Genomic DNA, 12936 nt, shown 5'->3' with positions numbered 1-12936 from the left:
GAAAATTCCTTATCGCTTAGGCTTTGTGCGGAATGGCCCGCTGCTCGATAACGCTAAGACCATACCCTTCCAGGCCAACAATGTTGCGTTGGGTATTGGACAGCAGAATCATATCCTTGATTCCAAGATCAAGCAAAATTTGCGCGCCGACCCCGTAATCGCGAAGTTCACTGCCTGAATTCACTTCCTCGCCCAACTTGTGACGAACCCTGTCAGACAGGCTGGTTGGCTGTGGTTCACGGATCAGGACGATAACGCCCCGCCCTTCATCGGCAATCATTTCCATGGCCCGGTGTAATTCATCGGCCTTGCCCGACATGGTATCGGAAAGCACATCATCAAGAACATTCAAGGCGTGCATACGGACCGGAACCGGCTGACCATCAGAAACATCCCCTTTAATCAGGGCAATGTGTTCGGCATAGGCAATGTTATTGACGTAGACCGCCATTTTGAATTCGCCGCCGTGATTACTGCTGAAAGATGTTTCCAGCGTCCGCTCGATCAGGCGATCATTTTTAAGCCGGTAGGCGATCAGATCGGCAATGGTGCCGATTTTCAATTCATGATGCTGGGCGAACTTCACAAGGTCCGGCATCCGCGCCATGGTCCCGTCTTCGTTCATGATTTCACAAATCACCCCTGACGGGTTAAGTCCCGCCAGCCGGGATACATCAACGGCGGCCTCTGTATGCCCTGCGCGAACAAGCACACCACCGGCACGGGCTTCCAGCGGGAAGACATGTCCGGGGCTGGCGATATCATTAACACCCTTGGTCGGATCAATGGCAACGGCAACCGTACGGGCACGGTCGGATGCGGAAATCCCGGTGGTCACTCCTTCGCGCGCCTCAATGGAAACCGTAAAGGCGGTTTGATGACGTGAATCATTATGACGGGGCATCGCCGGCAGCTTCAGTTCGGCAATGCGTTCAGGTGTCAGGGTCAGGCAAATAAGACCGCGCCCGTACTTGGCCATGAAGTTGATCGCCTCTGGCGTCGCCATCTGGGCCGGAATAACAAGATCGCCTTCATTTTCGCGTTCTTCGTCATCAACCAGAATGAACATCCTGCCATTTCGGGCGTCTTCAATTAAATCTTCAGCGGGTGACAGGTTCTTTGAATGGGGCACGGTTTTGGCTTAGTCCTTTGTTTGTTCGATTTCGAGAAGCCGCGCAACATACCGCGCCAGCATATCTATTTCCACATTGACGGTGTCGCCCGGTGAAATATTGCCAAATGTTGTTTCTTTCTGGGTATGGGCGATCAGGTTGACGCCAAAGGTATCGTCTTGCACTTCATTGACCGTAAGGGAGACACCGTCAAGGGTGACCGATCCTTTCGGGGCTATAAAGCCCTTCAATTCATCGCTTGTCTGAAAACTGAGACGGCGTGAATCGCCTTCACTTTTGAGATCAACAAGCGTCGCTGTTCCATCCACGTGACCCGATACGATATGGCCGCCCATTTCGTCACCGGCCTTAAGCGCCCTTTCAAGGTTGATCCTGGTTCCCTGTTTCCAGGAACCCAAAACTGTTTTAGACAGAGTCTCGGCCGAAGCCTCGACAGCAAACCAGTCCTCGTCGCGCTGGGTGACGGTCATGCAAGCGCCGCTACAGCAAATAGACGCACCGATATTAATAGAGGCGACATTAAAGGCCGTGCTGATTTCAATGCGGGTGTCGCCTGTTTTAACAAGTGAGCGGACAGTTCCGATGTCTGTGATGATGCCGGTAAACATGGTTTTTATCTACGTTCGTAAGTTTCAAAAACATCTTCACCGCACGTTTTCAAAGAGGTGCGGGTAAAAGACGGTGCGTCAGGAAGGTTTTCTACACCAAATGCGGCGACCGAGGGAACACCATCACCACCAATTAGTTTTGCAGCATGAAACCAGGCCAGACGGTCAACCAGTCCTGCTTGCATAAATGCACCCGCCAACTTGCCGCCGCCCTCAATCAAAACGCTGTTCAGTCCTTCCCCTGCCAATGCCTCAGCCATGGCATCCGGGGCCGGATGACCAGAGACGGATGCTTTAACCTCGATCACTTTGACGGATTTATTCTTTAGTTCTTTGATTTTGCCTTTTTCAGCCCCCTTGCCCGCGATGATGATCGTCGGGATGTCAGCGGCGGTTTCGACCATCGTGCTTGAGGTCGGCAATTGAAGTGAACTATCGGCAATGATCCGGGTTGGCGAGAATGCCTCCATACCCGGCAGACGGCAACTTAAGGAAGGATCATCGGCCAAAGCCGTACCGATGCCGATCATGATGGCATCATGACGGGCGCGCAACATGTGACCAGCAGCCCGCGCTTCCACACCTGTTATCCACTTGCTATGGCCGGTACGGGTAGCAATACGCCCATCCAACGTGGTCGCCGATTTGAGCGTAAACAAAGGCCGCCCTTTGGAAAGGCGGGTCATAAAACCGGCATTCAGGGCCTGGGCTTCGGTTTCAAAAATACCCTGAACAACTTCTACCCCGTTATCTATCAGGCGTTTCGCGCCCTTCCCTGCCACCCTGGGATCGGGATCTTCACAGGCGATAACCACGCGCTTGATACCGACATCGATCAAGGCCACCGAGCACGGTGGAGTTTTGCCACGATGGTCACATGGCTCAAGGGTGACGTAGGCTGTAGCGCCAGCACATTGATCACCGGCACGACCGATCGCTTCTGTTTCTGCATGGGGGCGTCCGCCGGGTTGGGTCCAACCGCGACCGACGACAGCGCCATCAGCCCCAACAATGACACAGCCAACAGCAGGATTTGGCGCAACCCGGCCAAGGCCCCGGGCCGCAAGGGTCAGCGCCGCTTGCATGTGGAGGGTATCGCTATCTGGAGAGTTCATCACAGACTCCTGTCTGCACCACCCGTCAGCCTAGTTTTCGTCACCCAGTTCACCGATAAATTCTTCAAAGTCTTTTGTTTCGCGGAAATTCCGGTAAACAGAGGCGAACCGCACGTAGGCCACCTGATCGAGATCATGAAGGTTATCCATGATCATCTCGCCGACGACCTTGGTTGGAATTTCAGTCTCGCCCAGAGTTTCCAGGCGACGCTGAATGCCATTGACGACGCGCTCAATCTTCTCGTTATCGACCGGTCGCTTACGCAGGGCGATTTTCAAGGACCGCATGACCTTGTCACGATCAAATGGGGCTTTTTCGCCGTCCTTTTTGACGACAGTCAGTTCGCGCAATTGAACCCGCTCAAATGTCGTGAAGCGCGACCCGCAGGACGGGCAGTATCGGCGCCGACGAATGGTCGCGTTTTCTTCTGTCGGGCGGGAATCTTTAACCTGGGTGTCTTCGCTACCGCAAAATGGACATCTCATCGCTGGTCTCCTTTAAATATTCCGGTAGATCGGGAAGTTTTGGCACAGGGTCAGGACTTTTTCGGCAGCCTCGGCTTCAACTGATGAATTATCGTTGGAGGACGAGGCCAGGCCATCAAGGACATCACCGATCAGGTTGCCAATCTGGCGGAATTCATCTGCACCGAAACCGCGGGTCGTGCCAGCAGGTGTGCCCAGACGAATACCGGATGTCACCATCGGTTTTTCAGGATCAAAAGGAATGCCGTTCTTGTTACAGGTCATGCGGGCCCGGTCCAGGCTGTGCTCAGCGTCCCGACCGTTCAATCCCTTGGGTCGAAGGTCAACCAGCATCAGGTGGGTATCGGTACCGCCTGAGACGATATCAAGTCCCCGCTCAATCAGAGTTTCGGCAAGAACCCGGGCATTTTCGACGACGGCCCTCGAATACTCTGTGAACTCCGGCTGCAGGGCTTCGCCAAAGGCAACCGCCTTTGCGGCGATTGTATGCATCAACGGGCCACCCTGAAGGCCCGGAAAGACTGCCGAGTTGATCTTCTTGGCAATAGCCTCATCATTCGTCAGAACCATGCCGCCGCGGGGACCTCGCAGGGTTTTATGGGTGGTTGTGGTGACCACGTCGGCGATGCCAATGGGCGATGGGTGAAGGCCCGTCGCAACCAGACCGGCAAAATGCGCCATATCGACCATCATCACTGCCCCGACTTCATCGCAAATAGCCCGGAAGCGGGCAAAGTCGAGGGTTCGAGGGTAGGCAGACCCGCCGACGATAACCAGCTTCGGATTATGTTCTTTGGCCAGTTTTTCAACTTCATCGAAATCGACCTGGGAATCATCACGGCTGACGCCATATTGAATGGCGTTAAACCACTTACCGGACTGGGCAGGCGGCGCACCGTGGGTCAAGTGCCCTCCGGCCGCCAGCGACATGCCCAATATTGTGTCGCCCGGTTGCAACAGGGCCAGCATCACGGCGCCATTGGCTTGACAGCCGGAATGCGGTTGAACGTTGGCAAAGTCACAGCCGAAAAGTTCCTTGGCACGCTCGATGGCGAGGTTTTCGGCGACATCGACATACTCGCAGCCACCATAGTAACGCCTGCCGGGATAACCTTCGGCATATTTGTTGGTCATTACAGAACTCTGAGCTTCCATGACGGCACGCGAAACGATGTTTTCGGAAGCGATCAGCTCAATCTGGTCTTGCTGACGCCCCAGTTCATCCCTGATGGAAGCCATCAGATCAAGGTCACGTTCGGCCAGCGATTGAGTGAAGAAGTTTTCTTGATATTGAGAAGAATATGAATTGTCTGCGCCAGACATTGGCGACCCCCCTGATTGAGAAAAAACTATTGTTTATGGATTTGAAAGTTTGTCGACCCGCCGGGCATGGCGCCCGCCCTCGAATTCAGTTTCCAGAAATACTTTAAGACAGTCCTGTGCCAGGTCCGGGCCAATCATGCGGCCACCGAAGACGATGACATTGGCATCATTGTGAAGGCGGGACATTTTTGCTCCCAGTGCATCATGGATCAGGGCGGCGCGGATAACCGGATGGCGGTTTGCAGCGATGGAAATACCGATGCCGCTTCCACATACCAGAATGCCGCGGGTCGCCTCGCCTTGCTTCAGCGCCCCTGCCATGGCGTAACCGAAATCCGGATAATCAACGGAGTCCTTGTTATCGGCTCCCAGATCAAGAGCCGCAAAACCAAGCTCGGACAGGACCTGTTTCAGTTCACTTTTCAAATCGAAGCCAGCATGGTCGCTGGCAATGGCGATGGTTTCAGAAGACATAAAGGCCCCTTGCACTCAGACAAGATCAAAAACGAATGGGTTATTCCCAGGATTTTTAAACGTACCACATATCCGCACCCGTTGCCAACAAACCACAAGCACAAGCGCAGGTAAATACATATTGTTTTGCTAGAAAAGGTCGCCTTCCGGCTTTTCGGCATTTTTCTTTTTGTTGAGCACATACATCAGCTTGTTCGCCGCCAAACGCTTTAATTCGGCTTCACTGCGCTTTGCATCGCCGACCATGGTGACTTCTGTCCCGGTAACCGGATCGATGGCGACGACCCGGACCGCACGCCCGGCGGTGTAGTGCAACTCGACCAGGACTTCGACGCCATGTTTTTTATGAGTGTTCATGGGCTTATATAAACCCAATGGATTTAAGATGTCACCCGTTAGAGGAACTACATATTGCGACGGTATTGCCCACCGGCTTCAAACAGGGCCTCGGTAATGTCGCCAAGGGAGCAATGGCGGGCTGCCTCAACGAGCACCGCGAAGACGTTTTCGTTGTTTGTGGCCGCTGACTTCAGGCGCGCCAGCATGTCAGTGGAGGTTTTTGCGTTTGCCTTTTGGAAACCACGCAGGCGTTTGATTTGACTCTTCTTTTCGGCATCTGTGGAGCGCGCCAGGTCAGGCGTGATAACGGCTTCATCTTCGTTGGGATTGGTGAAGGTGTTGACGCCAACGATGGGGTACGAGCCATCGTGCTTTTTGGTCTCGTAGTACAGGGATTCATCCTGTATTTTGCCGCGCTGGTAGCCGGTTTCCATGGCTCCCAAAACACCACCACGCTCTGAAATGCGCTCAAACTCCTGCAACACGGCCTCTTCGACAAGGTCGGTGAGCTCGTCGATGACAAATGCCCCTTGATTGGGATTTTCGTTCATCGCCAGACCCCATTCCCGATTGATGATCATCTGGATTGCCAGTGCCCGGCGGACGCTGTCTTCTGTTGGCGTCGTAAAGGCTTCATCATGGGCGTTTGTGTGCAGGGAGTTGCAGTTATCATAGATGCCAATCAACGCCTGCAAGGTGGTGCGGATGTCGTTAAAGGACATTTCCTGGGCATGCAGGGAACGGCCGGACGTCTGAACATGATATTTCAGTTTCTGCGAGCGTTCGTTCGCCCCGTAACGATCACGCATGGCCGTCGCCCATATACGGCGCGCCACCCGGCCCATGACGGCGTATTCCGGGTCCATGCCATTGGAGAAGAAAAACGACAAATTAGGGGCGAAATCATCAATATTCATGCCCCGTGCAAGGTAGGTTTCCACGTAAGTGAAGCCATTTGACAGGGTAAAGGCCAGTTGCGAGATTGGATTGGCCCCGGCTTCGGCGATGTGATAGCCGGATATGGACACCGAATAGAAGTTCCTGACCCGGTTTTCAACGAAGTATTCTTGAATGTCAGCCATCATTTTCAGGGCGAATTCAGTCGAGAAAATACAGGTATTCTGACCCTGGTCCTCTTTCAGGATATCGGCCTGAACGGTACCGCGAACGTTTTCATGGACCCAGGCGCGGATTTCCTTTTCTTCAGAGGCATCAGGCGCCCTGCTCTTGTCCGCGGTGAAGCGATCAATTTGCTGGTCCATGGCGGTGTTCAGAAACAACGCCAGAATGGTCGGGGCCGGGCCGTTAATCGTCATCGACACGGATGTCGAAGACTGGCAAAGGTCGAACCCGTCATAGAGTTCCTTCATGTCATCCAATGTTGCGATGGAGACGCCGGAATTGCCGACTTTGCCATAAATATCCGGGCGTTCGTCCGGGTTGAAACCGTAGAGAGTCACCGAATCAAAGGCTGTCGATAGGCGCTTGGCTTCGGAATGAGCAGATAAATACTTAAAGCGCTGGTTGGTGCGCTTGGCGTCGCCTTCACCGGCAAACATCCGGGTTGGATCTTCGCCCGCCCGTTTGAAAGGGAACACTCCGGCTGTGTAGGGGAAGTGACCCGGTAAATTCTCGCGCATCCGCCATTTCAAAATTTCGCCCTGATCAACAAAATCAGGCAGGGAAACGCGCGGGATAAGGCTGCCGGACAGGCTTTCGCGGGTTAATGTGGTATGGATTTCCTTGCCACGAACTTCCGTTATCAGTTCTTCGCCCCGGTAATTTTGCTTGAGCGCCGGCCATTCTTCGAGAAGTTTAGCGGCTCTTGGATCCAGCATGTCGTCACGGGCGTTGATCAATTTGTCCAGATCAACGCTGTCTCCACCCAGCATGTCTTTTGAAGCCAGTAACTGTTGTCGCTCACGGGCAATGATCACCTGCTTTTCCACATCGTCGTGATAACCGCGCACGGTTTCGGCAATTTCAGCCAAATAACGCTGACGTTCAGGCGGCACAATGGCGTCACCGGGCTCCGATATCCGGCTACTGACCGGCTCGCTTGTTGAGGGAAATTTCGTTAAACCATTTTTTGAGAATTGACGGGTAATCTCTTGATATAACGCAGTAATTCCGGCATCATTAAACCGGGAAGCAATCGTGCCGAAGACCGGCATCTGATCGGCGTCTTCGCTAAAGGCCTGTCGATTGCGCTGCACCTGTTTGCGGACATCCCTTATGGCGTCAAGACCACCCTTGCGGTCCAGTTTATTGACTGCGACGACATCGGCAAAGTCGAGCATATCGATCTTTTCAAGTTGGCTGGCTGCGCCGAACTCCGGGGTCATCACATAAAGTGATAAATCAGCCATGCCAACGATGCCAGCGTCACCCTGGCCGATGCCGGGGGTTTCAATGATAACGAGGTCAAAACCGGCGGCCTTGCAGGCCCCAACGATTGCCGGAAGACTTTCTGGTACTTCACTGCCGCCTCCGCGGGTGGCCAGCGAGCGCATGTAAATATTGTCGCCGGAAATGGCGTTCATACGAATGCGGTCACCCAAAAGCGCCCCACCGGTTTTGCGGCGCGAAGGATCGACGGCGACAACGGCAATGCGGGGTTCTGCTGAATAAAGCCGAAAACGGCGGATCACTTCGTCCGTCAGTGATGATTTCCCGGCCCCACCGGTTCCGGTAATACCCAACACCGGCACAGAAGCATGGTTTTCAGCCAGTTTTTCAAGCTTTCGGGCCACAGCATCATCGAGCGTACTGTTTTCGAGTGCGGTGATAATCAAAGCCAGGGCAGCTGGATCACCATCCGCCAAAGCATCCAGATCAGGGGAACGGGCCGGTCCCTTTTTTTGCCCGGTCCGCTCGATCATATCAACGATCATGCCTTCCAGGCCCATGCGACGGCCATCTTCAGGAGAGTACAGCCGATTGACCCCGTAATCGTTCAATTCGGCCATTTCTTCAGGCGTGATGACACCCCCTCCACCGCCAAACACATGAATGTCCGGGCGTCCCTTTTCGGCCAGCAGTTCAACCATATACTTGAAGTATTCAACATGACCGCCCTGGTAAGAACTGACCGCAATGGCGTCTGCGTCTTCTTCAACAGCGGCGGTTACAACTTCATCGACGGAACGATTATGGCCCAGGTGAATAACCTCAGCACCCTGCGCCTGTAGAATCCTGCGCATGATGTTAATCGCCGCGTCATGGCCATCAAACAGGCTGGCGGCGGTAATAAAGCGCGGCGGGATTGTCATATCCGGTTTTTTTGTCGGGGATTTCTGCAAGACGGCGTCATCCGGCACGGCCTTAACTCCTGAAAAATCGAGGTCTCAATCAAGTTTACGTTAACGTAAACGTCAACTTAGTATAATACATCCCCAAGGTCAAAGGATCAGGTTCAAAAATCGTCCTTGCAGCGGCCTTGTAATAGTGTCACCAATCGCACTGTCCTGTCCCCATATAAAGTCTGATGCAGATGCCACTAAAACACTTCCCCACTGTCGATGCGATGATCGAAGAGCTTAAACCTGGCTACCCGGTGCATTGCCTGCGCCCCGATGAGTTGAAGCGTAATGCCAAACGCTTCCTTGATACCTTTCCGGGGCGGGTTCTGTATGCGGTCAAGTGTAACCCTGACCTTAATGTTTTGGGCCCTCTTTTCGAGGCCGGCATTCGCCATTTCGATACCGCTTCGCTAACCGAAATCGCCCTGATCAGGGAAAACTTCCCGCAAGGCGACTGCTATTTCATGCATCCGGTCAAATCACCAAGCGCTATTGCTGCCGCCAAAGATGTTTATTCGGTCGATCACTTCGTTATCGATCATGACAGGGAACTCGATAAAATCGTCAATGCCATTGGCGGAGGTGACGGCAAGGTCTGTCTGGTCCGGGTGATAACGCCAGCGGCCAATGTCGCCTACAACCTGTCGCAAAAGTTCGGTGTCACTGTCGAGGATGCCCCTGCCCTTCTAAACCGGGTTGCCGAGGAAGGCTTCCAGCCGGGTTTGGCTTTTCATGTTGGCTCGCAATGCCGCAGTCCCGAAGCGTTTGCGGAGGCTATTCGCATTATGGGCCGGGTTAATGATAAATCGGATGTGGACATCCACTACCTTGATGTCGGTGGCGGTTTTCCTGTTCATTATGTTGATGACAAACCACCGCCACTTGATGAATACGTCACCGCCATCACCGATACGATAAAAGAGATCAATCTGCGTGGTGATTGTGTGCTGATGTGCGAACCCGGACGCGGCCTTGTCGCCAGTGGCTCAAGCCTTGTTGTTCAGGTCATGCTACGAAAAGAGCAGTCCCTTTATATTAATGACGGTGTTTACCACAGTTTGTCAGAAACCCTGACCGCCGGAATTGAATTGCCGATGCGGGTGATCCGCCCAGGAGAAACGGTTTCAAGTGAGATGACGCCTTTTTCCATCTTCGGACCAACATGCGATTCAACGGATTTCATTCCGGGTCATATCAATCTCCCCAGCTGCATCCGTGAAGGTGACTGGATTGAAATCGGTCAGGCCGGCGCCTATTCAAACGCCATGACCTCAAGCTTCAATGGCTTTATCGCCGAGACTTTTGTCAATATCGACGAGCCGCCCTTATTGCCCCGGTGACGTTGACACGGGGCCGTAACCTATGGTCTTTGGATTTTCATCTTCTGGAAAAGGCATAAGAAAACAGTGACACGACACGGATCAATAGGACTGGGCTCCTTTCCGGGCACCCGCATGAGGCGGAACCGGGGCGATGACTTTTCACGACGTCTGATGTCTGAAAATGTCCTCACTGCCAATGACCTGATCTGGCCGGTGTTTGTTGTTGAGGGAACGGGCAAACGTGAGGCCGTAGCTTCCATGCCCGGTGTCGAACGCCTGTCCGTTGATTTGATGGTGGAAGCCGTTGGCGAGGCCGCAGCACTTGGCATTCCCGCCGTCGCCGTTTTCCCCAACACGGATCAATCATTAAAGACACCGGACGCCAGGGAAGCGGTTAATCCTGATAATCTTGTCTGTCGCGCCGTTCAGGCTATCAAGAGCGCCCACCCTGACATGGGTGTTATCTGTGATGTCGCCCTTGATCCCTACAATAGTGACGGTCATGACGGCCTGGTTAAGGAAGGTATTATTCTTAACGATGAAACTGTCGATGTGCTGTGCCAGCAGTCACTGGTTCAGGCAGCAGCCGGGTGCGATATCATCGCCCCGTCAGACATGATGGATGGTCGCATCGGTATTATCCGCAAAGCCCTTGACGACAATGATTTTCAGTCTGTTCGCATCATGTCTTACGCGGCCAAGTACGCATCGGCTTTTTATGGACCGTTCCGCGACGCGGTCGGTTCTGGTGGCGCCCTTAAGGGGGATAAAAAAACCTATCAGATGGACCCGGCAAATACCGACGAAGCCTTGCGGGAAACCGCCCTCGATATCAGCGAGGGTGCTGACATGGTGATGGTCAAGCCGGGGATGCCCTATCTGGATATTGTAAGCCGGGTCAAAGACACCTTCGGCGTGCCGACCTTTGCCTATCAGGTCAGCGGCGAATACGCGATGCTAAAGGCGGCAACGGAAAATGGCTGGCTTGATAACGACAAGATCGTCCTGGAAAGCCTAATGGCCTTCAAACGGGCCGGGGCGGACGGCGTATTGACCTATCTGGCCCCGGAAGCAGCCAGACTTCTTAAGGCCCTGTAAAAGACAAGCCTTTAACCTCCTCAAGTCCTTTTACCTCCCTCTCCTTAAATGACGCATGTCAAGGCGCAACTGGTCTTGTCGGAAGTAGGATCGCCTGTCCAGTGACATCAAGGGCGAAGAGAAGTTGAAAAGGTGTTGGTTTGAGTGACTGCAATTGAGAGAAGCCGTGCTTGGGCAATCCCCAATGAATTAAAAATGGAGTAAAAAAAATGTTGAACCTGAAGATTGCCGCCAAGCTGCCGATCGTTGTTGTCGTCCTGGCTATTTTCTCTGCTGTTGTAACAGGCGTTATCGCTTTTACGAGGGCTGAATCCGCACTTGAGGATGAGGCATTTGCAAAAATCGACGCTGCCCATGATGGTCGTATTTCGGAACTGACAAATTATCTGGGTGCCATCAAAGCCGATGTCATGGTGATTGCCGAAAACCATATGGGGATTGATGCCCTTGAAGAGATTGAAGATGCCTGGGCTGATCTTGGTAACAATCAGAAAGGTCAATTGCAAAAGCTGTACATTGATGACAACCCCAACCCGGCCGGCAGCAAACATTTGCTCGACGTGGCCCCGGATGATTCTGCCTACAGCAAAGCTCACGCCAAATACCATCCCTGGTTCCGTGAGCTTTTAATGGCGAAAGGTTACTACGATATTTTCCTGATCGATGACGACGGCAACGTCGTTTATTCCGTCTATAAGGAAGCGGACTTCGCCACGGATCTAAAAAACGGTGAGTGGAAAGATACGGATCTGGCTACGGTCTGGCGTATGGTTCAAGATAATTTCAAATTGGATTATGTCGCCTTTACGGATTTTCGTGCCTACGCACCGAGCGCTGACGCCCCGGCCAGTTTCATAGCCTCGCCTATTTTCGACCATGAAGGCGGCAAACATGGCACGTTGATATTCCAGATGCCCGTTGATCGCCTGAATACCATAATGCAGCAGTCGACAGGCATGGGCGAAACCGGCGAGACCTATCTCGTCGGAAAAGATGGATTTATGCGTACAACCTCGCGCTTCACCAAGGAAGGCGAGACAGATATTCTTAAAACCAAGGCCGACAGCGAAGGCGTCAAAAACGCTCTGGCGGGAAAGGACGGCATGTTGGTGACGATAGACCGTCACGGTGACGAGACCCTGATGGCGGCTGCGCCACTGGAATTTGTCGGTGTCACCTGGGCGGTAATCGCCAATATCGATATGGAGGAAGTCGATATCCCGGTAATCGATATGCGCAACGCGATGCTGATTGCGGTGCTGATTGTGGCTGTCGTCATCGGCATTATCGGTTTCCTGTTTTCGCGCTCCATTACCAACCCCATCGCCGGCATGACGGACTCCATGGGTGTTCTGGCTGGCGGCGATCTGGACGCCGAAATCCCGGCTCAGGACCGTACCGACGAGATCGGCGAAATGGCGGCTGCCGTTCAGGTCTTTAAGGAAAACGCCATCCGCGTCAAGGAGATGGAAGCCGAGGCGGCGGAGCAGGAAAAACGCGCTGCTGCGGAAAAAACCCGTCTGATGAACCAAATGGCCGACGACTTCCAGGCCAGTGTTGGCGGCGTTGTCGAAACGGTGTCGTCGGCTTCAACCGAATTGCAGTCCTCGGCCCAGTCGATGACGGCAATTTCCGAAGAAACCTCGACCCAGGCGACGGCGGTGGCCGCGGCTTCCGAAGAAGCCTCGACCAACGTTCAGACGGTAGCCTCGGCAGCCGAAGAACTGTCCTCGTCG

11 protein-coding genes are annotated in these 12936 nt (G+C 53.5%); 3 read left to right on the top strand and 8 right to left on the bottom strand.

The features are described 5' to 3' along the window. Positions 1 to 16 precede the first annotated feature (16 nt). From ribB to HOL66_12185, 8 genes are all read right to left on the bottom strand, one after another. Positions 17 to 1132, bottom strand: a complete 1116-nt coding sequence (gene ribB, locus HOL66_12220) for a 3,4-dihydroxy-2-butanone-4-phosphate synthase (protein ID MBT5244997.1) — start codon at positions 1130 to 1132, stop codon at positions 17 to 19. Between the two features lie 9 nt (positions 1133 to 1141). Then, positions 1142 to 1741, bottom strand: a complete 600-nt coding sequence (locus HOL66_12215; protein MBT5244996.1) for a riboflavin synthase — start codon at positions 1739 to 1741, stop codon at positions 1142 to 1144. Between the two features lie 5 nt (positions 1742 to 1746). Then, entirely contained in the window at positions 1747 to 2826 is a 1080-nt protein-coding gene (gene ribD, locus HOL66_12210; protein ID MBT5244995.1) for a bifunctional diaminohydroxyphosphoribosylaminopyrimidine deaminase/5-amino-6-(5-phosphoribosylamino)uracil reductase RibD, read from the bottom strand. 60 nt (positions 2827 to 2886) lie between these two features. Further along, a complete protein-coding gene (gene nrdR, locus HOL66_12205; protein MBT5244994.1) occupies positions 2887 to 3342 on the bottom strand; it encodes a transcriptional repressor NrdR in 456 nt (151 codons plus the stop codon). Between the two features lie 12 nt (positions 3343 to 3354). Beyond that, positions 3355 to 4665 (bottom strand): serine hydroxymethyltransferase, encoded by a 1311-nt coding sequence (locus HOL66_12200; GenBank protein MBT5244993.1) that lies wholly within the window; start codon positions 4663 to 4665, stop codon positions 3355 to 3357. Between the two features lie 33 nt (positions 4666 to 4698). Further along, the gene (rpiB, locus tag HOL66_12195; GenBank protein MBT5244992.1) at positions 4699 to 5139 is read right to left on the bottom strand and encodes a ribose 5-phosphate isomerase B; all 441 of its coding nucleotides are present in this window, start codon (positions 5137 to 5139) and stop codon (positions 4699 to 4701) included. 129 nt (positions 5140 to 5268) lie between these two features. Then, complete coding sequence (locus tag HOL66_12190; protein MBT5244991.1) at positions 5269 to 5463, bottom strand: hypothetical protein; 195 nt, start codon at positions 5461 to 5463, stop codon at positions 5269 to 5271. Between the two features lie 80 nt (positions 5464 to 5543). After that, entirely contained in the window at positions 5544 to 8750 is a 3207-nt protein-coding gene (locus tag HOL66_12185; protein ID MBT5244990.1) for a methylmalonyl-CoA mutase family protein, read from the bottom strand. Positions 8751 to 8971: 221 nt separating this feature from the next. On the opposite strand from HOL66_12185, the gene HOL66_12180 reads away from it, so the two are divergent. The 3 genes from HOL66_12180 to HOL66_12170 all read left to right on the top strand — a co-directional run. Continuing rightward, entirely contained in the window at positions 8972 to 10120 is a 1149-nt protein-coding gene (locus tag HOL66_12180) for a type III PLP-dependent enzyme (protein ID MBT5244989.1), read from the top strand. 114 nt (positions 10121 to 10234) lie between these two features. Continuing rightward, positions 10235 to 11200, top strand: a complete 966-nt coding sequence (gene hemB / locus HOL66_12175) for a porphobilinogen synthase (protein ID MBT5244988.1) — start codon at positions 10235 to 10237, stop codon at positions 11198 to 11200. A gap of 209 nt (positions 11201 to 11409) precedes the next feature. After that, positions 11410 to 12936, top strand: a 1527-nt coding sequence (locus tag HOL66_12170) for a methyl-accepting chemotaxis protein (protein ID MBT5244987.1), incomplete at its 3' end; no start/stop codon positions are given.

Source organism: Rhodospirillaceae bacterium (genome assembly GCA_018662005.1).
Lineage (GTDB): Bacteria > Pseudomonadota > Alphaproteobacteria > Rhodospirillales > JABHCV01 > JACNJU01.
The sequence above is the reverse complement of the archived record's forward strand: the minus strand, read 5'-3'. Positions and strand labels throughout refer to the sequence as shown.

Excerpts from the sequence above, each read along its gene's own strand:
- HOL66_12185 (MBT5244990.1), bottom strand. The coding sequence starts at position 8,750 with ATGACAATCCCGCCGCGCTTTATTACCGCCGCCAGCCTGTTTGATGGC.
- HOL66_12200 (MBT5244993.1), bottom strand. The coding sequence starts at position 4,665 with ATGTCTGGCGCAGACAATTCATATTCTTCTCAATATCAAGAAAACTTC.
- rpiB (MBT5244992.1), bottom strand. The coding sequence starts at position 5,139 with ATGTCTTCTGAAACCATCGCCATTGCCAGCGACCATGCTGGCTTCGAT.
- ribD (MBT5244995.1), bottom strand. The coding sequence starts at position 2,826 with ATGCAAGCGGCGCTGACCCTTGCGGCCCGGGGCCTTGGCCGGGTTGCG.
- hemB (MBT5244988.1), top strand. The coding sequence starts at position 10,235 with ATGAGGCGGAACCGGGGCGATGACTTTTCACGACGTCTGATGTCTGAA.
- nrdR (MBT5244994.1), bottom strand. The coding sequence starts at position 3,342 with ATGAGATGTCCATTTTGCGGTAGCGAAGACACCCAGGTTAAAGATTCC.
- HOL66_12215 (MBT5244996.1), bottom strand. The coding sequence starts at position 1,741 with ATGTTTACCGGCATCATCACAGACATCGGAACTGTCCGCTCACTTGTT.
- HOL66_12180 (MBT5244989.1), top strand. The coding sequence starts at position 8,972 with ATGCCACTAAAACACTTCCCCACTGTCGATGCGATGATCGAAGAGCTT.